At 60.9% G+C, this 22,606-nt stretch carries 19 protein-coding genes; 7 read left to right on the forward strand and 12 right to left on the reverse strand.

Translation table 11 applies throughout. The features are described 5' to 3' along the window. Positions 1-43: 43 nt before the first annotated feature. The 8 genes from hflX to BLW24_RS03625 all read right to left on the reverse strand — a co-directional run bounded on the left by hflX (position 44) and on the right by BLW24_RS03625 (position 9,248). A complete protein-coding gene (gene hflX, locus BLW24_RS03590) occupies positions 44-1,345 on the reverse strand; it encodes a ribosome rescue GTPase HflX (protein WP_090376787.1) in 1,302 nt (433 codons plus the stop codon). 14 nt (positions 1,346-1,359) lie between these two features. Further along, the gene (gene hfq, locus BLW24_RS03595) at positions 1,360-1,620 is read right to left on the reverse strand and encodes an RNA chaperone Hfq (RefSeq protein ID WP_090249679.1); all 261 of its coding nucleotides are present in this window, start codon (positions 1,618-1,620) and stop codon (positions 1,360-1,362) included. Positions 1,621-1,721: 101 nt separating this feature from the next. After that, positions 1,722-2,699, reverse strand: a complete 978-nt coding sequence (gene miaA / locus BLW24_RS03600; protein ID WP_090376790.1) for a tRNA (adenosine(37)-N6)-dimethylallyltransferase MiaA — start codon at positions 2,697-2,699, stop codon at positions 1,722-1,724. Positions 2,700-2,867: 168 nt separating this feature from the next. Next, positions 2,868-4,745 carry a DNA mismatch repair endonuclease MutL gene (gene mutL / locus BLW24_RS03605; RefSeq protein ID WP_090376791.1) on the reverse strand — a complete coding sequence of 626 codons (1,878 nt, stop codon included), beginning with the start codon at positions 4,743-4,745 and terminating at the stop codon, positions 2,868-2,870. Continuing rightward, positions 4,742-6,172, reverse strand: a complete 1,431-nt coding sequence (locus BLW24_RS03610; RefSeq protein WP_420874980.1) for an N-acetylmuramoyl-L-alanine amidase — start codon at positions 6,170-6,172, stop codon at positions 4,742-4,744. The genes mutL and BLW24_RS03610 overlap by 4 nt, the downstream gene beginning before the upstream one ends. Before the next feature lie 7 nt (positions 6,173-6,179). After that, positions 6,180-6,647 carry a tRNA (adenosine(37)-N6)-threonylcarbamoyltransferase complex ATPase subunit type 1 TsaE gene (tsaE, locus tag BLW24_RS03615; protein ID WP_090376796.1) on the reverse strand — a complete coding sequence of 156 codons (468 nt, stop codon included), beginning with the start codon at positions 6,645-6,647 and terminating at the stop codon, positions 6,180-6,182. Beyond that, entirely contained in the window at positions 6,635-8,083 is a 1,449-nt protein-coding gene (locus BLW24_RS03620) for an NAD(P)H-hydrate dehydratase (RefSeq protein WP_244161076.1), read from the reverse strand. The genes tsaE and BLW24_RS03620 overlap by 13 nt, the downstream gene beginning before the upstream one ends. Before the next feature lie 184 nt (positions 8,084-8,267). Then, a complete protein-coding gene (locus BLW24_RS03625) occupies positions 8,268-9,248 on the reverse strand; it encodes an IS5 family transposase (protein WP_090375326.1) in 981 nt (326 codons plus the stop codon). Between the two features lie 142 nt (positions 9,249-9,390). Between BLW24_RS03625 and queG the strand changes: the two genes are divergently transcribed. Beyond that, a complete protein-coding gene (gene queG / locus BLW24_RS03630) occupies positions 9,391-10,452 on the forward strand; it encodes a tRNA epoxyqueuosine(34) reductase QueG (protein ID WP_090376803.1) in 1,062 nt (353 codons plus the stop codon). A gap of 42 nt (positions 10,453-10,494) precedes the next feature. Here the strand turns inward: queG and orn are convergent, their stop codons facing one another. Beyond that, positions 10,495-11,037 carry an oligoribonuclease gene (gene orn, locus BLW24_RS03635; protein WP_090376806.1) on the reverse strand — a complete coding sequence of 181 codons (543 nt, stop codon included), beginning with the start codon at positions 11,035-11,037 and terminating at the stop codon, positions 10,495-10,497. Between the two features lie 76 nt (positions 11,038-11,113). Next, positions 11,114-11,893 carry a class I SAM-dependent methyltransferase gene (locus BLW24_RS03640; protein ID WP_090376809.1) on the reverse strand — a complete coding sequence of 260 codons (780 nt, stop codon included), beginning with the start codon at positions 11,891-11,893 and terminating at the stop codon, positions 11,114-11,116. Between the two features lie 119 nt (positions 11,894-12,012). On the opposite strand from BLW24_RS03640, the gene rsgA reads away from it, so the two are divergent. Next, positions 12,013-13,044, forward strand: a complete 1,032-nt coding sequence (rsgA, locus tag BLW24_RS03645) for a small ribosomal subunit biogenesis GTPase RsgA (protein ID WP_090376811.1) — start codon at positions 12,013-12,015, stop codon at positions 13,042-13,044. A 118-nt stretch (positions 13,045-13,162) separates the two neighbouring features. On the opposite strand, the gene motB is transcribed toward rsgA, so the two are convergent. Next, positions 13,163-14,179, reverse strand: coding sequence for a flagellar motor protein MotB (gene motB, locus BLW24_RS03650; RefSeq protein WP_090376815.1), 1,017 nt, complete (start codon positions 14,177-14,179; stop codon positions 13,163-13,165). 8 nt (positions 14,180-14,187) lie between these two features. Continuing rightward, a complete protein-coding gene (gene motA / locus BLW24_RS03655; RefSeq protein WP_090376818.1) occupies positions 14,188-15,039 on the reverse strand; it encodes a flagellar motor stator protein MotA in 852 nt (283 codons plus the stop codon). A gap of 119 nt (positions 15,040-15,158) precedes the next feature. On the opposite strand from motA, the gene BLW24_RS03660 reads away from it, so the two are divergent. The 5 genes from BLW24_RS03660 (at position 15,159) to BLW24_RS03680 (ending at position 22,591) form a co-directional block, all read left to right on the forward strand. Continuing rightward, positions 15,159-16,673 (forward strand): HDOD domain-containing protein, encoded by a 1,515-nt coding sequence (locus tag BLW24_RS03660; RefSeq protein WP_090376821.1) that lies wholly within the window; start codon positions 15,159-15,161, stop codon positions 16,671-16,673. A 45-nt stretch (positions 16,674-16,718) separates the two neighbouring features. Further along, entirely contained in the window at positions 16,719-17,534 is an 816-nt protein-coding gene (locus tag BLW24_RS03665) for a rhodanese-like domain-containing protein (RefSeq protein WP_090376824.1), read from the forward strand. Between the two features lie 36 nt (positions 17,535-17,570). Next, complete coding sequence (gene asd, locus BLW24_RS03670) at positions 17,571-18,431, forward strand: archaetidylserine decarboxylase (RefSeq protein WP_090376827.1); 861 nt, start codon at positions 17,571-17,573, stop codon at positions 18,429-18,431. Between the two features lie 230 nt (positions 18,432-18,661). Next, the gene (locus BLW24_RS03675) at positions 18,662-20,467 is read left to right on the forward strand and encodes a molecular chaperone (protein ID WP_090376830.1); all 1,806 of its coding nucleotides are present in this window, start codon (positions 18,662-18,664) and stop codon (positions 20,465-20,467) included. A gap of 54 nt (positions 20,468-20,521) precedes the next feature. After that, complete coding sequence (locus BLW24_RS03680) at positions 20,522-22,591, forward strand: EAL domain-containing response regulator (RefSeq protein WP_090376833.1); 2,070 nt, start codon at positions 20,522-20,524, stop codon at positions 22,589-22,591. Positions 22,592-22,606 lie beyond the last annotated feature (15 nt).

Here is a 22,606-nt window from a genome sequence, read left to right on the forward strand (position 1 = left end):
TACAGAATGCATGCAACCAGCGGCAAAGTCGCTGATGCAGGCTTTATTGCAAAGTGTGTTGCTCGATAAATTCCTGCGGCTGCAGCCCTTCACGACTGACCAGCCGATTCAGCTCAATGCGCGGCAAACGCACGGCCAACAGACTACTACCGTCCTCGGCATGCGACTCGCTCTGCACCGCACCCAAGGCGAAGAACTGTGCGCGCAAACGCCCCAGGCGCTGCGGCAACTGCAATGTAGCGACAAACAGATCATCGCCCAACAACTCGGCTATAGCCTGACGCAACAACGGCAAACCACGCCCATCACGCGCCGACAGCCAGACCCGCTGCGGCTTGCCATCGGCATCGCGCTGAATCTGCGGCTCCACGCCCTCAAGCAAATCGAGCTTGTTATACACCTCAAGCATCGGCAGCTCATGGGCACCAATCTCGCCCAGCACCGCCAACACCTGCTCGATCTGCTGATCGCGCTCGGGCTCGTGGGCGTCGATCACGTGCAGCAGCAGATCGGAATTGCTCGACTCCTCAAGGGTCGCACGGAATGCCTCGACCAGCTTGTGCGGCAAATGCCGGATAAACCCCACAGTATCGGCGAGCACAATCGGACCCAGGTCATCCAGATCCAGACGGCGAAGGGTGGGATCAAGGGTGGCGAACAGCTGATCGGCTGCGTAAACATCCGAGGTGGTCAGCGCATTGAACAGAGTCGACTTGCCGGCGTTGGTGTAACCCACCAGCGATACCGAAGGAATATCCGCACGCTGGCGGCCGCGCCGCGCCTGCTCACGCTGACTGCGCACCTTTTCCAGCTTCTGCTTGATCTGACGAATCCGCACGCGCAACAGGCGGCGATCAGTTTCCAGCTGGGTTTCACCCGGACCGCGCAGACCGATACCACCCTTCTGCCGCTCAAGGTGAGTCCAGCCGCGCACCAGTCGCGTACTCATGTGGTCGAGCTGGGCTAGCTCGACCTGCAACTTGCCTTCATGGGTGCGCGCCCGCTGAGCAAAAATGTCGAGGATCAGACCGGTACGGTCCAATACTCGACACTCGAAAGCACGCTCAAGGTTACGCTCCTGACTGGGCGTGAGGACGTGATTGAAGATAACCAGATCAGCCTCGGCGGCTTTGACCTGATCACGCAGCTCTTCAACTTTGCCACTGCCGATCAGGTACTTGGCCGTCAGCCGATTGCTCGGAACACTAAGGAACGCGACAGTTTCAGCACCGGCCGAGATGGCCAGCTCCTGAAACTCCTGCGGATCCTCGCGCGCCTCGGAATTTTGGCCGTCCAGATGTACCAGAATGGCCCGCTCTCCACCTTCATGGCGCTCGAAGAACAATGCAGCCTCCTAAATCAGGCGTTACCAGGCTCAGCTTCAGCTTGCTCGGTTTCGCTGGCGCTCGGCAGACGCACCGGACGGCTAGGCACTACAGTGGAAATGGCGTGTTTATAGACCATCTGGCTGACAGTGTTTTTCAGCAAAATCACGAACTGGTCGAAAGATTCGATCTGGCCTTGCAGCTTGATGCCGTTAACCAAATAAATAGAAACCGGGACGCGTTCCTTACGCAAGGTATTCAGGTAAGGGTCTTGTAGCGAATGCCCTTTTGACATGTGCCGCACTCCTTTAAGGATCAATTTTCAATAATTTTTAGTAAACCAACGAACGGCTTAAAGCCGTCACCCCCCAAGGATAGACGGCCAACGGCAAGGTCTCAGGTCAATATGGAGACCGCTGCCAGGTATTTCAAGGCACGCGGCAGATTGTCGCAGTCGGCGCTATCTAGCAAGTGCACATCCTGCTGCCAACCACGTAACCAGGTGAACTGTCGCTTGGCCAGCTGGCGCGTGGCGATAATGCCGCGCTCCTGCATCTGCTCGGCGTCGAGGTTGCCGCCCAGATAATCCCAGACTTGGCGATAACCCACCGCCCGTATAGACGGTAGACCAACGTGCAAGTCACTTCGCTGACGCAGGCGTTCGACCTCGGCAACCAGCCCCTGTTCCAACATCAGGCGAAATCGCAGGGCAATTCGCTCGTGCAACAGCTGCCTTTGTGCCGGAGCAATGGCCAATTGCGCCACAGTATAGGGGAATTGGCGCGCAGCCGATGCGCCAGCAGCAGTATTTTCTGCCGCCTGGCGCTGACGATGAACGGTCATGCTTTGCCCGCTGACATGATAGACCTCAAGGGCGCGAATCAAGCGCTGCGGGTCATTGGGATGGATACGCGCAGCCGATTCCGGATCGACTGCACGCAGCTCGGCATGCAGCACTTCCCAACCTTCGGCCTGGGCGCGCGCCTCCAACTCCGCCCGCAACGCCGCATCGGCACTGGGCATGTCGGCAAGACCTTCCAGTAACGCCTTGAAATACAACATGGTGCCGCCCACCAATAGCGGAATACGCCCGCGCGCGGTGATTTCAGCCATGGCAGCCAGGGCATCGGCACGGAATTCGGCCGCCGAATAGCTTTCGGCCGGGTCACGGATATCGATTAGGCTATGAGGGAACTCGGCCAGCGTGGCCTTATCCGGCTTGGCAGTGCCGATGTCCATGTCACGGTAGATCAAGGCAGAGTCGACGCTGATCAACTCGCACGGCAGCACCCGCGCCAGCTCGATGGCAAGATCGGTTTTGCCGGCTGCGGTCGGCCCCATCAGGAAGATCGCCGGGGGCAGGCACTCGGACATGCTTATAACTCTCTAAATGGCACGGTGCTTAGCAGGCCATTGAAAATGTAGGCGAGGCGGCCGAGACAAGGTGAAAACAGGCGAAAAGCGGAGTTTACTGCTGTAAATGAGCATTTTGAGCCTGATTTTAACGCCGTATCGGCAACGCAGGTAGTTTTCAACGGCCGGCTAGCGGCCGCGCAGGAACAGCTTGTCCAGGTCATCCATGCCCATCTGCGTCCAGGTCGGACGCCCATGATTGCACTGACCACTGCGCTCGGTGTGCTCCATATCGCGCAGCAAGGCGTTCATTTCCGGCAGGGTCAGGCGCCGGTTGGCGCGCACGGCACCGTGACAGGCCATGGTGCCGAGCAGCTCATTGAGGTGCGCCTGAATCCGGTCGGTAGTGCCGTATTCGAGCAAATCACCCAGCACATCCTGAACCAGGCGGGTCGCTTCGGCCTGTTTGAGCAACGCTGGAATCTGGCGAATTGCCAGGGTTTCTGGGCCCAAGCGCTGTAATTCAAAGCCAAGCCTCTGGAACCACTCGGCATGCTCTTCGGCGCAATCAGCTTCACGCTGACTCACCGCAATCGACTCTGGCACCAGCAGTGGCTGGCCACGCAGGCCTTCGCTGGCCATGGCAACTTTAAGCCGCTCGTAGGTGATGCGCTCATGGGCGGCATGCATATCCACCACCACCAGGCCTTGCAGGTTCTCGGCGAGGATATAGATACCCTTGAGCTGGGCAATCGCGTAACCCAGCGGTGGAATATCCCCTTGCGCATCCGGCAGGGCCGCTGGCGCCTGCGTATTGGCCAGCGGAGTGAAATATTCGCGGTACGCCCCTTGAGCCTCGGCAGCCGGCAACGGGGTTTCCGGGCGGTAGCCCTGATAGCCGGCACCCGGCGAACGCCAGACGGATGCATTGGGCGCAGGCTCAAGCAGACTGGCGGCCAAGCCGATTTCACCCTGCGGGCCAAACTCGCCAGCCGCCTGCCCCGTAGGGCGCACCATCTCTGCCACCGCCGCCGGAGCAGCGAGTTGATCCTCGGGACGAACCTCACCCAAGGCTCGGTGCAGCGTGCCGTAGAGAAAGTCATGCACCATGCGGCCATCACGGAAGCGCACTTCGTGCTTGGTCGGGTGCACGTTGACGTCAACCACCGACGGGTCAATTTCCAGAAACAGCACAAAGGTCGGATGACGACCATTGAACAGCACGTCACGGTAGGCCTGGCGCACCGCGTGGGCAACCAGCTTGTCGCGCACCATGCGACCATTCACATAGAAATACTGCAGATCCGCCTGACTACGGGAAAACGTCGGCAAGCCCACCCAGCCCCACAGGTGCAGGCCGTTGCGCTCGATATCAATCGGCAGCGCCTGCTCGAGAAACGCCGGGCCACAAACCGAGGCCACCCGCCGCGCGCGGCTCTGTTCATCCGGCGCCTCATGCAGGCCGAGCACAGTCTTGCCGTTGTGGCGCAGGTGGAAGGCCACGTCAAAGCGCGCCAGGGCCAGGCGCTTGATCACTTCCTGCAGGTGATCGAACTCGGTCTTTTCAGTCTTGAGAAACTTGCGCCGCGCCGGGGTATTGAAGAACAGGTCACGCACTTCCACCGAAGTGCCGACCGGATGCGCCGCAGGCTGAACCCGCGGCTGCATATCGCGGCCTTCGGTCTCCACCTGCCAAGCCTGCTCGGCACCTTCGGTGCGCGAAGTCAGGGTCAGACGCGCGACGGAGCTGATCGAGGCCAGCGCCTCACCGCGAAAGCCCAGGCTCATCACCTGCTCGAGGTCTTCCAGCTCGCGGATCTTACTCGTAGCGTGGCGGGCCAGCGCCAGGGGCAAGTCGTCCGGGGAGATACCACTGCCGTTGTCGCGCACTTTGAGCAACTTGACGCCGCCCTGCTCAACATCCACCTCAATGCGTTTGGCGCCGGAGTCCAGGCTGTTTTCCAGCAGCTCCTTGATTACCGAGGCCGGACGTTCGACCACCTCACCGGCAGCAATCTGGTTCGCCAGCCGCGGGCTGAGCAGCTGGATACGCGCGGCTTCACTCATGGCTGCGCAGCCAAAGCAGTGGCGGGAACCTGCAGACGCTGACCGACCTTGATCACATCGCTTTTCAGCGAGTTGGTACTACGCAGCACGGCCAGGCTGACCTGATAGCGCTGCGCAATCAGCGCCAGACTTTCGCCGGAGCTGACCACATGCTCGCGTGGACCGAGGGCAATCTTGCCGTTGTCACGCAGCCAGGCCACGTGAGTACCAGGCGGCGGATTTTCATGGAAGAACTGCCGCACGCCCGTAACGATCGAGCGCGCCAGCGCTTGCTGATGGCTGGCACTAGACAGCTTGCGGGCCTCATTGGGGTTGGAGATAAATCCGGTTTCCACGAGGATCGACGGAATATCCGGCGACTTCAGCACCATAAAGCCGGCCTGCTCCACCCGCCGTTTATGCAGCGGCGTCACCCGCCCCATATTGCCCAGCACCTTGTTGCCGACGTTCAGGCTGGATGACAGCGAGGCAGTCATCGATAGATCAAGCAATACCCCGGCAAGCATCTTGTCCTTGTCGTCCAGGCTGACGTTGCCGGCGCCACCGATCAGGTCCGACTGGTTTTCCGCATCTGCCAGCCAACGCGCGGTCTCCGAGGTGGCACCGCGATCTGACAGGGCATACACCGACGCACCGAATGCAGCGGCACGCGGCGCAGCATCGGCATGGATGGAAACAAACAGATCGGCGCCCTTCTTGCGGGCAATCTCGGTGCGCTTGCGCAGCGGGATAAAGTAGTCGCCCGCGCGCACCAATTCGGCGCGGAAGCCCTTCTCGGCATTGATCTGCCGCTGCAGCTCCTTGGAAATAGCCAGGGTCACATGCTTTTCATACTGGCCTTTGACCGGCGACAGTGCGCCCGGGTCTTCGCCGCCGTGGCCGGCGTCGATGGCAATCACGATATCGCGCTTGCCATTGGGCACTGGCGTCAGCTTCGGCGGGGCCTGTGTCGGCGTTACCGGCACCTGGGGGGCAGTGGCTACAGGGGTAGCAGGTAGATTGGGGGCCGCGCCGCTTTCCTGGTCAAACAGATCGACCACCAGACGATGGCCGTACTGCTGATTGGGCGCCAGGGTAAAGCTTTTTGGTGTGACCGCTGCTGACAGGTCAATCACCACGCGCAGGTCATCCGGGGTGCGCTGCGCCGAGCGTACACCGGTGATCGGGGTATTACTCAAGGTCAGTTGATCGAAGCTGGTAGCCAGCTTGGCCCCACTGACATCAATGACGATACGATTGGGCGCGGACAGCAGGAAAACGCTGTGCTGCACGGGACCGGACAGGTCAAACACCAGGCGAGTGTTATCCGGCGCACGCCACAAGCGGACACTGCGCACATCCGAAGCGGCCATTACATCAGCGACCAACGCCACCAATGCCACTCCAATTGCGATGAAACGCGCGCCTATGCGCATAGCCAACCCCATATTAAATTCATGCCCCGACGGCCAAAATGGCACACCAGGCGTTGCCGCGCTCGCCTTGCGCCCGCAGATGCAGCGCCCGCCCGGCTCCATGCGGGCTAATGGTAATGTCCATGTCCGCCTTTGGCAAAACGCCTGCGCCGCGTTGCGGCCACTCGACCAGACACAGTGCATCGCCTTCGAAATAGTCGCGAATGCCGAGAAACTCCAGCTCCTCGGGATCAACCAAACGGTACAGATCGAAGTGAAAGGCCCTAACCGCACCGAGCTCGTAGGGTTCGACCAGGGTAAAGGTCGGGCTTTTTACCGCCCCGACATGCCCCAGCCCACGGATAATTCCGCGCGACAAAGTGGTTTTACCGGCGCCGAGATCGCCATGCAGATAGATCACCCCCACGCCGCCGGTCGCCTCGGCGATGCGCGTACCCAGCGCCAGCATCGCCTCTTCATCGGCGGCAAACAGTTCTAACTCAGACACGCAGACTGCTCCTGCAACAATTGACGAATAACCGCACACATATCACTGGCCGCCAGACCACGGCCCTGCTGCGCCAACTGCTCACCCGCGCAGGCATGCAGATAGACCGCCAGCTGGGCCGCTTCCAGCGCAGGCAGGCCCTGCGCCAGCAGTGCACCGATTAAACCGGCCAACACATCGCCCAATCCGGCGCCTGCCATGACTGGATGGCCGCGATCACACAACCACAAGCCGCCATCCGGCGCGGCAATCAGGCTACCAGCGCCTTTCAGCACACATACCGCCTGATAGCGCTGGGCCAAAGCCCGCGCCGCCGCTGAACGATCAGCCTGCACCTCGGCCGTACTGATGCCCAGCAAGCGCGCCGCTTCGCCAGGATGCGGGGTGAGCACCGCGGCTGCAGGCAACTGGACTACAGTTTGCGCCAACAGGTTCAGCGCATCGGCATCCCAGACCTGCGCAACCTGGCTGACCGCAGCCGCCGATAACAGACTGCGCCCCCAGGCGCCCTGCCCCAAGCCTGGGCCAACCACCCAGACGCTGGCATTCACGCCCAGCGCCAGCAGCTGATTGGCCGAGGCCACGCCGGCGCTCATTACCTCGGGCAAGCGCGCCTGCGCTGCCGGCAAATGCTCGCCACGGGTCGCCAGGCTGACCAACCCGGCACCGGCGCGCAAAGCGCTTTGCGCCGCCAGCAGCCCTGCCCCGGCAAAGCCGCGATCGCCGCCCACCACCAGTACATGGCCCAGCTGGCCCTTGTGCACGCTGCGCGAACGCACAGGCAACCGCGGCAAACTGGCCAGCGCCAGGCGCTGGGCCGTAAAAGCCTGAACAGCAACCAGGGCCGCGTCGGCCTGCAGATCAGCAAACTGCAACTCGCCCAGGTAATCCGCCGATTGCCCGGTAAACAGACCCAGCTTGAGGCCGATCAGGGTGACCGTCAGCTGCGCACGCACAGCGACGCCCAGCACTTGGCCGGTATCAGCGCAGAGCCCGGACGGAATATCCACCGCCAGCACCGGCAGACTGCTGGCATTCAACAGCCGGATGGCCTGGGCATAGGGTTCACGCACGGCGCCCTGCAAGCCCGTGCCGAGCAGAGCATCGAGCACCACGCCCTGCAGCTCGGCGCATTCACTCCAGGGCTGCACCGCCACCCCAGCGGCCAGCGCTTGGTCGCGGGCCAACGCGGCATCGCCCTGCAACTGCGCCGCATCGCCGACCGCCAGCACCTGCACCCGCCACCCCGCACGCAGCGCCAAGGCGGCCACCAAGTAGCCGTCACCGGCGTTATTACCGCGCCCGGCCAGCACCGTCAGCACACCGGCATCCGGCCAGCGCCGACGCATGGCACGCCAGATGGCATGTGCGGCGCGACTCATCAGTTCGAAACCCGGCGTGCTGGCCGCGATTAATCGCGCATCCAGTTCGCGCACTTGTGCGGCGCTGTACAGCGGCAGAGGAAGATTGTCAGGGATCCTCTGAAGTAGCCATGCATTTCTGGCTGACGTCAGCCTCTGCTGATTTCGAAAGTGATAAATCGATCAAAAACGATCAGATTACCGGCTCATTTCTGTGTTTTTAGCCGCCGCGAGCACCTCGCGGCAGCCATTTCCAGCATTACGGGCGCACCTCTCCTGCATTCGTCAGTAAATGTCGGCGCGCCATCCACAGATTTGACAGCGCGAATAAAGTCACCAGTTGCGCCGTGTTTTTGACCAGGCCACGGAAGCGCGTCTTCACATAACCGAACTGACGCTTGATCACCCGAAACGGATGCTCGACCTTGGCTCGCACTTGGGCCTTGGCCTTCTCGATTTTGCGCTTGGCTTTGTACAGCGCGCTGCGCTTACCGAGTTTCTTGTAAGTGCTACGCCGTGCTGCAACCTGCCAGATCACTTGACGGCCCTCATGCTCGGGGCGCTTCTCGACACCGGTATATCCGGCATCGGCCCCCACCATGTTTTCCTCGCCGTGCAGCAGCTTATCGACCTGGGTGACATCCGCCACGTTGGCGGCAGTACCCACCACGCTGTGCACCAAGCCAGACTCGTCATCCACCCCGATGTGCGCCTTCATGCCGAAGTAATACTGATTGCCTTTCTTGGTTGAGTGCATCTCAGGGTCACGCTTACCGTTCTTGTTCTTGGTTGAACTCGGCGCGTTGATCAGCGTGGCATCGACGATGGTGCCTTGGCGCAGCGACAAACCACGGTCACCCAGGTAGCCATTGATCACGGCCAGGATGCCGGCAGCCAGTTCGTGTTTTTCCAGCAAGCGGCGGAAGTTGAGGATGGTGGTTTCGTCAGGAATGCGCTCCAGAGTCAGCCCGGCAAACTGGCGTAGGATGGTGGTCTCGTACAGCGCCTCTTCCATCGCCGGATCGCTGTAACCGAACCAGTTTTGCATCAGATGCACTCGCAGCATCGCCATCAGCGGATAGGACGGTCGGCCGCCTTCACCCTTTGGATAATGCGGCTCGATCAAAGCGATCAACCCTTTCCATGGCACTACCCGATCCATCTCGATCAGGAACAATTCTTTGCGGGTCTGCTTGCGCTTGCCGGCGTACTCGGCGTCGGCGAAGGTCATCTGCTTCATCGGAAAACTCGGCGGGTGGAGTGCGGATATTTTGCCAAAATCAGGAAGTCTTTTTCAGACCATCCTCAGGTGAATGCAGCATGCGTCGGCTCCGATGTCTGGCAGAATTATACCCACCTGCGCCCCGGTTACCCGCCCTCATATGAATACTGACACCCTTGACCTCATCGCCCTTGCCCAGTCGATCAAAGACTGGGGCCGTGAGCTGGGCTTTCAGCAGGTCGGGATTGTCGATGTGCAACTGGGCGAGCACGAGGCGCACCTGCAGCGCTGGCTGGATGCGGGCTACCAGGGTGAGATGGACTATATGGCTGCCCACGGCAGCAAACGCTCCCATCCGGACGAACTGGTGCCCGGCACCCTGCGCGTGGTGTCACTGCGCATGGACTACCTGCCCGGCGACACACAGATGGCCCAGCGCCTCGCCCAGCCAGAGAAGGCCTACGTGTCGCGCTACGCCCTGGGCCGCGATTACCACAAGCTGATCCGCAAACGCCTGCAGCAGCTGGCCGAACGCATCCAGCAGCAGATCGGCCCGCTCGGCTTTCGCGCCTTTGTTGACAGCGCACCCGTGCTGGAAAAGGCCATCGCCGAACAGGCCGGGCTTGGCTGGATCGGCAAGAACACCCTGGTACTCAACCGCAAGGCCGGCAGCTACTTCTTCCTCGGGGAGCTGTTTGTCGACCTGCCGCTGCCGGTCGACCCACCTCACGCCAGCGGGCATTGCGGTCGCTGCACGGCCTGCATGGATATTTGCCCGACCGCCGCCTTTGTCGGCCCCTATGTACTGGACGCGCGGCGCTGCATTTCCTACCTGACCATCGAACTAAAGGGCTCAATCCCTGAAGAGCTTCGCGCGCCCATCGGCAACCGGGTGTTCGGCTGTGACGACTGCCAGATGGTCTGCCCGTGGAACCGCTTTGCCAAACCCACCGAGCAGAGCGATTTCCAGCCGCGCCACAGCCTGGACAACGCCGAGCTAGCCGAACTGTTTGGCTGGAGCGAGGAAGAATTTCTCAGCCGCACCGAAGGCTCACCGCTGCGCCGCGCCGGCTATGAGCGCTGGCTGCGCAACCTGGCCGTCGGCCTGGGCAATGCGCCCTCCAGCATCCCGGTGCTGGAAGCGCTAAAGGCACGCCGTGAACACCCATCAGAATTAGTACGCGAGCATGTCGAGTGGGCGCTGGCGCGTCACGGCCTGTAACCGAACACAGAAAAAGCCCGCCGTAGCGGGCTTTTATATAGGTCAGACCTTGAGGAAGTGCTGACGATAGTGCTTCAGCTCGGCGATGGACTCGCGGATATCATCAAGCGCCTGGTGCGTGCCCTGCTTCTGGAACGACTCCTTGACTTGCGGCGCCCACATACCCGCAAGAATCTTCAGGGTCGAGACATCCAGATAGCGGTAGTGGAAGTAGGCTTCCAGGTTCAGCATATATTTGTAGAGGAAGCGCCGGTCCTGGCCAATGCTGTTGCCGCAGATCGGCGACTTGCCCTTCGGCACCCACTGTTCAAGGAAAGCGATGGTCATGGCTTCCGCTTCGGCCGGGCCGATGGTGCTTTCGCGTATACGCTGGGTCAGGCCACTCTGCCCGTGAGTACGGGTGTTCCACTCATCCATGCCGGCCAGCAGCTCATCACTCTGGTGCACGGCAATCACCGGCCCCTCGGCGAGGATGTTCAGATCGCTGTCGGTGACGATGGTGGCCATCTCGATGATGACGTCTGTTTCAGGCTCCAGACCGGTCATTTCCAGGTCGATCCAGATCAGGTTATTGGCGTTCTGCATGCGCGGCTCCTCAACTAAGGCCGACAGTTTAACAGGCCGCCGGAAAACTACTGCGCTCGGCTGTAGCGCATCGAATTCAAGCCGCGCCGCGCATGCGCCACAACAGCAGTCGGGACTTGCGCCAGTCGCGCAGTTCGATCTGCTGATCCGCAGGCTGCCCCGGCACCTCGAAAGTGTTGCTGATCAACAGGCTGCCGGCCGGCATCTGCGCGCCGACCTTGGCCCACAGCTCGGGCATCGGCGCTGGAGACAGGAAGCAATACACCACGTCAAACACCGACAGGTCTGTACGCCAGAGATTCTCGTAGCGGATCTGGCAATTACGCTGTGGTACGGCGCGCAACCAGGCGATGGCGAAGGACAGCGGCGCGGTCTCCACGCCGACAAACTGCGCCTGCGGATAATGGCGGGCCAGGCTCAGCAACGTCCCGGCAGGACCGCAGCCCAGATCGATAAAACGAAACTGCGCGGGTTGCTCGTCAAGCACTGCGCGCAAATGCTGACGCGTACCGACTGCAGTCAGGTACAACGGCACCCGCTCGCCAAAGCTGTTCCAGTTGAGCAGCAACAACAGAAAGAAACCACCAAGAAACACCCAGGATGGCAGCGGCGCGCCACTGGTCAGCAGCAGCGCCGGGACGAACAGCAGATTCAATCCGCACCACCAGCGCGACAATCCCAGATAGCGCGCCAACGTGGCAGCCAGCAAGCCTTGCAGCAGGCCGGCTGCCATCAGCGTCAGTCGCCAGGGTGACAGCTGAGCGATCAGATACAGCGCCAAACCGACCAGCAGGGTCGCACCCAGTTGAGCAGACAAGGCCAGCAGCGCCGGATAGTGACGGACAACGCGCAGCATGCAGACTCCTCAACCGCCCGACCGATGATGCGCCGCAGTTTAGCCGTGCCAGCAGCTCAATAGGCAGCCCGTGCTAGACTCGCGACCGTTTATTGCGCAATTCAACTCTCGGAAGCCCCATGGCCAAACGCCAACTCAACCGCCGGCAAAACTGGCGTATCGAAAAAATCCAGGGCGAGCGCGCCGCCCGCGCCGCCAAGCGCGAGTCGCAGGCGATACAGATTCTTGAAGGCGGCGACCTCGGCCCGGAACAGACCGGCCTGGTCATCGCTCACTTCGGCGTACAGGTCGAAGTAGAAGCCCTGGATGGCGAACTGGCCGGCCAGGTATTCCGCTGCCACCTACGTGCCAACCTACCGAGCATGGTCACCGGTGACCAGGTGGTGTGGCGCGCCGGCAACCAGGGCATTGGCGTGATCGTTGCCCAATTGCCGCGCAGCACCGAGCTCTGCCGCCCAGACACTCGCGGGCAGCTCAAGCCAGTCGCGGCCAACGTCGACCTGATCGTAATCGTCTTCGCGCCACTGCCCGAGCCCCACGCCAATCTGATAGACCGCTACCTGGTAGCCGCCGAGCATGCCGGCATCCGTCCATTACTGTTGCTGAACAAGACCGACTTGCTGGATGAGCAGAACGCCGTGGCCCTCAACCGCATGCTCGGCGTGTACCGCGAACTCGGTTATCCGCTACTGGAAGTGTCCGCCCATGGCGGCGACGGCATGCAACAGCTGCAACAGCAGCTCGATGGCCATGTCAGCGTGTTCGTCGGCCAGTCCGGGGTGGGTAAATCGTCGCTGGTCAACAGCCTGTTGCCGGAAGTCGATACCCGCGTTGGGCCACTCTCCGAACTGACCGGCAAAGGCACCCACACCACCACCACCGCGCGGTTATTCCACTTCCCGGGCGGCGGCGAGCTGATCGATTCCCCCGGGATTCGCGAGTTCGGCCTGGTGCACGTCAGCCGCGACGATGTCGAAGCCGGCTTTATCGAGTTTCACGACCTGATCGGCCAATGCCGCTTCCGCGACTGCAAGCACGACCGCGAACCCGGCTGCGCCCTGCTAAAGGCGCTGGAAGAGGGTCGCCTGCACCCACAGCGCATGGCCAGCTACCGGCATATTCTGGCCAGCCTGCCGGAAGCCGAGTACTGAAAGAACTGCCGGGGCGGCTTTCAACGTCGCGCCGCGACGCACCCGCAGGGTGGCCGCCAGAGATGGCAGGCCATCAACAAAAAAGGCCGCGACAAGTCGCGGCCTTTTAACATACAGCTCACTCAGCGGGCTGATCGAACTGCAACACGCCATCTTCGAAGATATTCAGTCGCTCGCGTAACTGCCCATCGGGCAGCGGCTCGTCGGGCACGACGGGGGGCGTGATGGCAGGCGCACCCGGAGAGTTTCCCGCCTCAGCAGGTGGATCAGTCGAATCACTTTGCGAGCCCTCAATGGCCCGCTGGGCTTTCTTGGTCAGCACCACGATATCGATACGTCGGTTGACCGGATTAAGCGGGTTCTCCCGATCAAACAAGGCCGAGGAGGCATAGCCCACTACCCGCGCGACCTGCTCGTCGTCATAGCCGCCAGCAATCAGCACCCGCCGCGCCGCATTGGCACGATCGGCGGACAGCTCCCAGTTGCCGTAACCGCCGCGCCCGACAAAGAGCGCGGCATCGGTATGACCACTGACGCTGATCTTGTTCGGCACCGCAGCGATAGTGTCGGTCATGGCCAGCAGGATATCTTCGAAATACGGCTGCAAGCGCGCACTACCGGAGGCGAACATCGGCCGGTTTTCGGCGTCCATGATCTGGATTCGCAGACCGTCCTGGGTGATTTCGAAGAGAATCTGATCCTTGAAGTTCTGCAGCTGAGGGTTTTCCTCAACCTTGTTCTGCAATTCCTGCAACAGCAACTCCAGCCGCTCGCGCTCAACTTCTTCGGCTATCGACTCGGCCTGCAGCTTGTCCACATCGGCTTGCGAATCCTCGGCAGGACTTTGTTCTTCCTGCGGCTCCGGGTTAAGGGTGCGGTCGGGAGCCGGGGTCGGTGTACCGCCCAGGTCGATCACATAGGGGCTGGCACTTTCGGAGAAGCCCACAGGGTCCTGAAAATAACCAGAAATCAACTTCTTCTGCTCGGGCGTGGCCGTAGACATCAGCCACATCACCAGAAAGAACGCCATCATCGCTGTGGCAAAGTCGGCGAAGGCGATTTTCCAGGCACCACCGTGGTGGCCACCGGCAACCTTCTTGACCCGCTTGACGATAATCGGCTGGTTATTTTCCATGGCTCGCGTTAGCCCCCACGCATGGCCTGTTCAAGCTCGGCAAAGCTCGGACGGTGCGCAGGGAACAGCACCTTACGCGAGAACTCCACTGCCAGCGATGGCGGCATACCCGAGGCCGAAGCCACCAGACCGGCCTTGATCGCCTCATAGACGTTCAGTTCTTCCTTGGCATCGTGCTCCAACGCACCCGAGAGCGGGCCGAAGAAGCCGTAGGAAGCCAAGATCCCGAGGAAGGTACCCACCAACGCGGTACCAACCTTCTGGCCGATCTCCGCGTTATCCGCCTCGGCGAGGATCGACATGGTGATCACGATGCCCAGTACCGCAGCCACGATCCCCATGGCCGGCATACCATCGGCCACCTTGGCCACAGCATGCGCCGGGTGTTCGAGTTCTTCCTTGAGGCTGGCGATCTCCATGTCGAACAGGCCTTCCAGCTCGTGCGGAGCCATGTTGCCGGACGACATGATGCGCAGGTAATCGCAGATAAAAGAGGTCATCTGCTGATCTTTGAGGATGCCGGGATACTTGCTGAAAATCGGGCTGGCGGCCGGGTCTTCGACATCCGCTTCGATGGCCATCATGCCTTCGCGGCGGCTCTTGTTGAGAATCTCGTACAGCAGCTTGAGCACATCCAGGTAGTAGTGATGCGTAAAGCGTGAGCTGAACATGCTCAGCGACTTCTTGAACACATGCATAAAAGCGCTACCCGGGTTGGCCTGCAGGAAAGCACCCAACGCCGCACCACCGATGATCATCACCTCGAAGGGATGCACCAACGCCATAAACTGGCCACCGGAAAGAATAAAACCGCCCAACACGCTGGCGAATACAACAATGATGCCGATGATTTTTACCATAGAAAGAGACTTGCCAGAGAGGGTAGAAAGGGGCTTTGCAAAACAACCCTTCTATTTATCGGAAGTTTTGCGCGAGACTATAGCCAGTTAAGGTCAAAAGCCAGCTTGTCTCAACCCGCATGCCAAAGCCCGTCCACTATCCGCGCGCCCTGACTGACTGGCTCAAGCAGCTGGACAGCCAGCTATTGCCTGCCTCCCTCGAAAGTCAGCAAAAGCTGCGCCGTGCCCTGGCAGACAGCAATCGCTCCATGCGCGAGTTGGCGGATTTGATACAAAATTGCCCTGCCTTGGCGCTAAGCGTCTTGCGTGAAGCCAACCGCAAGAGCAGTGGGCTGAGCGAGCAAACTGAAAGCCTCGAAGCGGCGATCAGCCGCCTCGGCATCAAGCGCACCGAAGACCTGCTCAATGCCCTGCCCGCACTCCCAGAGCAGGAGTTACCCAAAGCGCTGCGGCAAATTCTGCTGATCAGCCAGCATGCCAGCCACCAGGCCAATGGCCTGTTTGCTGGCCGCCTGGCGCGGTTGTGGCAAGAAGTACACTGGGGCAGCCTGCTGTTTCTCGCGCCGATCTGGACCTTGCTCGCCGCCCACCCTGAGCTGTTCGACGTGTGGGAGCAGCGTGTGCTGGTCAAGGGCGAAGCCGCGAGCAAGGTGGAGCAGGAGTTGCTGGGCGTGCCGCTGCTGAAGCTCTGCCTGGCCCTGAGCGAGCAATGGCATTTACCGGAGTGGGTTACTCAGGGCTATCGGCTGCTGGTCAGCGATCGACGCCTGCTGGTCAAGGCACTGCATATCGCCCGCGACAATGAACATCCACTGCATCAGCAACAAACTCTCGACGCCGACAGCAACCTGCGCCGCTGGTTGACACAACCGGCCAACAGCATTCTGCTGGCCAACGGCCTGGCACTGTCCGCGCACCACGTCTGGAACAGTCCGCATAGCCTGCGCTGGCAGCGCCTGACCGGTTTATTCCTGCAACTGCCGCTCGATAACGTGCAACAGCTGCTGCACCAGAATGCCGTCAGCAGCGCCCGACAGATACCCGGCACCGACCTCTGGCACCCGGCAGAAGCGCTGCTCTGGCCATGGCAGGCGCGGCACCTGCAAACCATAGTCGAACAGCCCAAGCCCGCAGTTGTCAGCGAGTGGCGCCAGCTATGCGCGCACCTGCTCGCCCTGCCCAGCGCGTTCAGCAATGTGTTGCAGCTGACCGCCTGCGCCAATCAGGCAATCCAGGCCTGCGGTATGCAACGGGTACTGATTTTGCTGGCCGACCGCAACCACACACGCCTGATCGCCCAGCAGCAGAGCGGCCTGGACAAAGCCGCCGCCAGCCTTAGCCTTGATCCGCAACAAAGCCAGGTGCTGCGCCGCCTGCTCAGTGCCCCCGCGCAGCTAAAACTGAGCACGGCCAACATCGCGCAGTTTTCCGCCATGCTGCCTGGTTCGCTGAAGAGCCTGTTCCCCAGCGAGCATTTGCTGATTCGCTCAATCGCCAGCAACAACCGCGTGGTTATGCTGATCTTTGCCGATCAGGGTGGCCCGGCACTGAGCGATGCCAGCGTGCAGGGCTTCGGCAAAACCGTGCAATGCATTGAGCGCGCGCTGGCCAGCTTTGCCAACCGCGGGCGCTAGGCTTTCCGCTACAATCCGTCCTTTTCCCGCAAAAAGAGGCCCGGCATGACCGCCTTCGCTGAGTTGCCCTTGCTGATCGAACCCGCGCAACTGGCCAGCCGCCTGAATGCGCCTGAGCTGATCCTGGTCGACCTGACCAGCAACGTCCGCTACACAGCCGGCCATATCCCTGGCGCACACTTTGTCGACCCCAAGCGCACCCAACTGGGCCAGCCTCCAGCACCCGGCTTGCTGCCTGAGCAGGCTCAACTTGAGCAATTGTTCGGCGAACTCGGGCATAACCCCAATGCCGTCTATGTGGTGTATGACGATGAAGGTGGCGGCTGGGCCGGACGCTTTATCTGGCTGCTGGATGTAATTGGTCACACGCGCTACCACTATCTGGACGGTGGCCTGCACGCCTGGCTGGAAGAAGAGCGTGAGCTCAGCAGCACAGTGCCGGATACCGGTACACAAGCTGTTGCACTGCAGCTGAACAGCGCGCCGACCGCGACCCGCGAATACCTGCAAAGCCGCCTCGGCGCTACCGACCTGGCCATCTGGGATGCCCGCGCACCCAGTGAGTACAACGGCGAGAAAGCCCTGGCGCAAAAAGCCGGGCACATCCCCGGCGCCATCAATTTCGAATGGACTGCGGGCATGGACCCAGCCCGGGCGCTGCGCATTCGTCAGGACATCCAGACACAACTCAACAGCCTCGGAATCACCGCCGACAAAGAAATCATCACCCACTGCCAGACCCACCACCGCTCCGGTTTTACCTACCTGATCGCCAAGCTGCTCGGCTATCCACGGGTAAAAGCCTATGCCGGCTCCTGGGGCGAGTGGGGCAACCACCCGGACACTCCGGTCGAGCGCTAAGCCCCGCAGACCGCCCGCCACTTTTAAGGAACGCCAATGAAAGATCGTCTGTTTATCCTCAGCCAGTACCTGCTGCCGCACCACCTACTGTCGCGCCTGATCGGCTGCGCTGCGGAATGCCGCGCCGGCTGGTTCAAGAATCGCCTGATCGGCTGGTTCGCTAAGCAGTACCAGGTCAATATGAGCGAAGCCCAGGTCGAAGACCTGACCGCCTTTGCTCACTTCAATGATTTCTTTACCCGCGCCCTGAAAGACGGCGCCCGCCCGCTCGACGATAGCCCTGGCGCAGTCCTCAGCCCGGCCGACGGCGCGGTCAGCCAGCTTGGCAAGATCGAACAAGGTCGGGTGTTCCAGGCCAAAGGCCACAGCTTCAGTGTGATCGAGCTGCTGGGCGGCGACACGGAGCGCGCAGCGGCCTTTATGGGCGGCGACTTCGCCACCATCTACCTCTCGCCCAAGGACTACCACCGCGTGCATATGCCACTGGCCGGCGCCCTGAAAGAGATGGTCTACGTGCCGGGCCGGCTGTTCTCGGTCAACCAGACCACCGCGGAAAATGTGCCCGAACTGTTTGCCCGCAACGAGCGCGTGGTCTGCCTGTTTGACACCGAGCGCGGCCCGATGGCCGTGGTGCTGGTCGGCGCGATGATCGTGGCGTCGATCGAAACCGTCTGGGCGGGCTTGGTCACACCACCCAAACGCACGTTGAAAACATTCAGTTACGACGAAGCTGCCCGCGCACCAATTGTGCTGGAAAAAGGCGCAGAACTCGGGCGTTTCAAGCTGGGCTCAACCGCCATCGTGCTGTTTGGCCCGGAGCAGGTGCAGTGGGCCGAAGAACTGGCCGCCAACAGCCCGGTACAGATGGGCCAACGCCTCGCCGCGTCACGCGGTTAATCTACCAAACCGGCACTATCAGCCTATGCGGCCAGTGCCGTGAGACCGGACAGAGTGAACCTCTGAGCATGAAAACCAGTCACAATAAAGACTTCCAGATGATTTGAGTGTCGCGCCAGCTTGGCAACCCAGCCAAGCACATGGCTGCGAGGCCTGCGAGATGCTGCTAGAGTCGAAACATAATTCTTAGACTCACCTGCCTTACCCGTGCGCTGGAGTATCTGATTTAGATGGATAAACAGAATTCTCACTTGCTACTGCGCGTCACCACGCCGGATAAGCAAAGCCTGTCATTCTGCGACGCCAGTCCGCGTGATCTGAAGAAATGGGTCGATGGCCTGCCCAAAGCCAATATCGGTGAAACCGCGCGCCAGCTGTATCAAGCACTGGTTGAACTCAACCAGTTGCTGACGCCTTCGGAAAATCGCCTGCAACTGCTGGAAATCCTCCGCCCGGAAATCTATTTCGTCTGCAAGCAACTGGAAAAACACTTCCTAAACCAAGCCATCGTCCTCGATGAGCGGCCGCGCAAGGTTGCCAACCTCTGCCAGGCCCTGCAGAACCACCTGGCCGTCGGTTATAAACTGATCGTGGCACGCCTGGCAGCGCAACCGGGCCGGGAACACCATCAACTGCTTGCCGTCGCGCTGCAGCGCGCTACGCATAGCCTGTGTGGCCCATTGATTCGCGCAAGCCAGCTGTACTGCCCAGTTCCCGAAGGGCTCTGGCTTGAGTTGCATCAGCTGTATCAGATTGCCCTGACGCGTGACCTGCACAAGACCATGATTCGTGATAGCCAGGCCCTGCGCACCCAAGGTATGAGCACCGAACAAAGCTATCTAGTCGCCCTGCTGCTCGGCTGCGCGCGCTGCAACCAGATGCGCCAGAGCGCCATTGCTCGCCTCGCCGAAGTGCTCGAGCCCTGGAGTGCACTGGCTACCCTGCAGGCTGGCGACGAGCCGTCCAGCCTGTTCGCCGTTGCGCCGCAAGTGGATGGTCCGCCTCGCTATATTTCGCTGTTCCAGCAAACCGAGCTGCACAAAGCACTAGGAATCGACCCCAGCCAACTGGTCGACGCTATCAAGGAACACCTGCTGCTGCCGGCCGAAAACATTGCTCAATCACGCCTGAGCGTGCCCGAAGGCTTCAGTCACGACATGCTGCAGCATCTGGCCGCAGCCTGGGGCGATATAGCCGAACGTACCTTCCAGCGCAGCCAGGGACAGGGCGCCCTGACCCTGTGCATTGGCATGAGTGCGCTGCATTTCTACCTGGCCGGCAAGCGTCCGTTCAACGAGGTGCTACAAGTTCCGGTAACCACCAATGCGGCAGTATTCAAGGCCGACACCGGGGCGCCGGATATTTGGTCGAACGCATTCGATGCGCAGAAGAGCAATCAGTGGGAAAACGGCCTACCCTTTGAAGAAATTCAATACAACAAGCCGAATCAGCCCAACGCACCGACGGAGCTAGGCGGCCAAGAAAGCTACCCGACCCACGAAGTCACCATCGTCAATATCAGCCCAGGCGGCTACTGCCTGTCGTGGCCGAGGAACGTCCCCAGCCAGCTGCAGGCCGGTGAACTGCTCGGTGTGCAAGGCTTGCCGCAACAAGGCTGGAGCACTGCCGTGGTGCGCTGGATTCGCCAGGTTCGTGGCGGCGGTACGCAGATGGGTATCGAGCTAATTGCTCCCCACGCGCAAGCTTGCGGCCTGCAACTGGTGCGCAAGGCAGAGCAGAATAGCCAGTACCTGCGCGCCCTGCTGCTGCCGGAAATCAGCGCCATCTCGCGGCCGGCCAGCCTGATTACTGCACGCCTGCCGTTCCAGGAGGGCAATAAGGTCAGCATCAATCTGAATGGCAACGAACATCGCGCAGTACTGAGCCGCCGGCAGACCAGCACCGGCAGTTTCAACCAGTTCGAGTACCGGGGTGTCGAGCAAATCAACGGTGAGCACGGGAAGCCTGTCACAGCGCCGAAAAGCCGCACACCAGACGGGGAGGAAGACTTTGACTCACTCTGGAAGTCGCTGTAGATTGCCGACGCTCTCCCTTTTCGCGCCCGTTCGGCGCAGATTTGATACCACACCATGGCCATTGAAAAAAAAACCATTCGGCTACTGATACTCGAAGACTCGCAGAACGAGGCCGAGCGCCTGGTCAGCCTGTTCCGCAATGCCGGGCGGGCAACCCGTGTGCATCGCCTGAGTTCCAGCGATGACCTTAACGAGGCCCTGCAGCAAAGCTGGGACCTGCTGATCTGCGCGCCGAGCAGTGAACAGCTGGCGCCGAATGAAGCGATTGGTGCGATCCGCCGCCAGGCCAAGGATATTCCGGTCATTCAGCTGCTCGCCGACAACGACTCAGACAGCATCACCGAAGCCTTGATGCTCGGTGCTCAGGACGCGCTGCCACAAGGTGAAGACGAACGCCTGGTACTGGTTGCCAAGCGCGAGCTGGCCAACCTGGAAGAACGCCGCGCCCGCCGCGCCTCGGAAGTCGCCCTGCGCGAGACGGAAAAACGCTGCCAGCTGCTGCTCGACAGTTCCGTTGATGCAATCACCTATGTGCACGACGGCATGCATATCTATGCCAACCGCGCCTATCTGGAACTGTTCGCCTACGAAGATGCCGATGAACTGGAAGGCATGCCAATGATCGACTTGATCGGTAGCAGCGACCAGTCGAGCTTCAAGGACTTCCTGAAGAACTATCAAAGTGCCGAAGGCAGCGCCGAACTCAACTGCGCCGGGATCAAGGCCAATGGCCAGAGCTTCCCGGCGCAGATGAGCTTCTCCCCGGCCACCTACGATGGCGAGCCGTGTATCCAGGTGGTGATTCGTGCCGAAACCGGTAACGCCGAGCTGGAAGAAAAACTGCGCGAGATCAGCAGCCAGGATCTGGTTACCGGCCTGTTCAACCGCACCCACTTCCTCGAACTGATGGACAGTGCCGCCGAGCGCGCAGTGAATGCCGGCCAGCCTTCGAGCCTTGCCTACATCCGCGTCGACCGCTACGCCAGCCTGCTCGCTGATATCGGCCTGGCCGGTATCGACATCCTCCTCACCGATCTGGCTAATCTGCTGCGTGCGCACTTCAGTACCGACGCACAACTGGCGCGCTTTGGTGATGACGTATTTGCTGTGCTGCAACCCGGCGTCAACCCGGAGAGCACCCGCGAGCAGCTGGATAGCTTGCTGAAAAAGGTCGAAGGTCATCTGTTCGACGTCAGTGGCCGCACCGTGCAAAGCACGCTGTCGATTGGCGTGGCTGGGCTCAATGAGAGAACCGCCAAGGCTCAGGAAGTGGTTGACCGCGCCCACCGCTGCGCCGATGAACTGAGCGATGGCAACGCCATCAAGCTGTTCAACCCGGCCGATGAGCTGGCCGCAGCGGCGAACCGCGGCAATATCGTCGCGATGATTCAACAGGCCCTGGAAAACAACAGCTTCCGCCTGCTGTTCCAACCGATCATCAGCCTGCGCGGCGACAGCTTTGAACACTACGAAGCGCTGCTACGCCTGATCAACCCGCAGGGTGAGGAAATCCCGCCCGTGGAGCTGTTCAATGCAGCCAAGGACGCCGGCCTGGCCGAGAAAATCGATCGCTGGGTGATTCTCAACTCGATAAAGCTGCTCGCCGACCATCGCAGCAAGGGCCACAACACCCGCCTGTTTGTGCACCTGTCGAGCGCCAGCCTGCAGGACCAGACTTTGCTGCCGTGGCTCAGCGTGGCCCTGAAGGCGGCACGCCTACCTTCGGACTCGCTGGTATTCCAGTTCAGTGAACCGGATGCGATTGCCTACCTGAAGCAGGCCAAGGTCATCACCCAAGGCCTCAACCAGCTGCACTGCAAAACCGCACTGACCCAGTTCGGCTGCTCGCTGAATCCGTTCAACACGCTCAAGCACCTGCATATCGACTTCGTCAAAGTCGACAGCTCCTTCTCCCAGGATCTGAGCCAAGCAGATAACCAGGAAGCACTGAAAACCCTGCTGGCCAGCCTGCATTCCCAGGCCAAGCTGACCATCGTGCCCTTTGTCGAAAGCGCCAGCGTACTGGCAACGCTCTGGCAGGCCGGGGTCAACTATATTCAGGGCCATTACCTGCAGGGCCCGAGCCAGTCGATGGACTACGACTTCTCGGCCGGCGACGAATAGCTCTGCGGACAAAGA

This window comes from Pseudomonas anguilliseptica, assembly GCF_900105355.1.
Classification (GTDB): Bacteria; Pseudomonadota; Gammaproteobacteria; order Pseudomonadales; family Pseudomonadaceae; genus Aquipseudomonas; species Aquipseudomonas anguilliseptica.

Bases quoted from the DNA above. Each gene is read 5' to 3' on its own strand.
- hfq (WP_090249679.1), bottom strand. From the start codon at position 1,620: ATGTCAAAAGGGCATTCGCTACAAGACCCTTACCTGAATACCTTGCGT.
- miaA (WP_090376790.1), bottom strand. From the start codon at position 2,699: ATGTCCGAGTGCCTGCCCCCGGCGATCTTCCTGATGGGGCCGACCGCA.
- mutL (WP_090376791.1), bottom strand. From the start codon at position 4,745: ATGAGTGAAGCCGCGCGTATCCAGCTGCTCAGCCCGCGGCTGGCGAAC.
- BLW24_RS03610 (WP_420874980.1), bottom strand. From the start codon at position 6,172: ATGGGGTTGGCTATGCGCATAGGCGCGCGTTTCATCGCAATTGGAGTG.
- BLW24_RS03625 (WP_090375326.1), bottom strand. From the start codon at position 9,248: ATGAAGCAGATGACCTTCGCCGACGCCGAGTACGCCGGCAAGCGCAAG.
- queG (WP_090376803.1), top strand. From the start codon at position 9,391: ATGAATACTGACACCCTTGACCTCATCGCCCTTGCCCAGTCGATCAAA.
- orn (WP_090376806.1), bottom strand. From the start codon at position 11,037: ATGCAGAACGCCAATAACCTGATCTGGATCGACCTGGAAATGACCGGT.
- BLW24_RS03640 (WP_090376809.1), bottom strand. From the start codon at position 11,893: ATGCTGCGCGTTGTCCGTCACTATCCGGCGCTGCTGGCCTTGTCTGCT.
- rsgA (WP_090376811.1), top strand. From the start codon at position 12,013: ATGGCCAAACGCCAACTCAACCGCCGGCAAAACTGGCGTATCGAAAAA.
- motB (WP_090376815.1), bottom strand. From the start codon at position 14,179: ATGGAAAATAACCAGCCGATTATCGTCAAGCGGGTCAAGAAGGTTGCC.
- motA (WP_090376818.1), bottom strand. From the start codon at position 15,039: ATGGTAAAAATCATCGGCATCATTGTTGTATTCGCCAGCGTGTTGGGC.
- BLW24_RS03660 (WP_090376821.1), top strand. From the start codon at position 15,159: ATGCCAAAGCCCGTCCACTATCCGCGCGCCCTGACTGACTGGCTCAAG.
- BLW24_RS03665 (WP_090376824.1), top strand. From the start codon at position 16,719: ATGACCGCCTTCGCTGAGTTGCCCTTGCTGATCGAACCCGCGCAACTG.
- asd (WP_090376827.1), top strand. From the start codon at position 17,571: ATGAAAGATCGTCTGTTTATCCTCAGCCAGTACCTGCTGCCGCACCAC.
- BLW24_RS03675 (WP_090376830.1), top strand. From the start codon at position 18,662: ATGGATAAACAGAATTCTCACTTGCTACTGCGCGTCACCACGCCGGAT.
- BLW24_RS03680 (WP_090376833.1), top strand. From the start codon at position 20,522: ATGGCCATTGAAAAAAAAACCATTCGGCTACTGATACTCGAAGACTCG.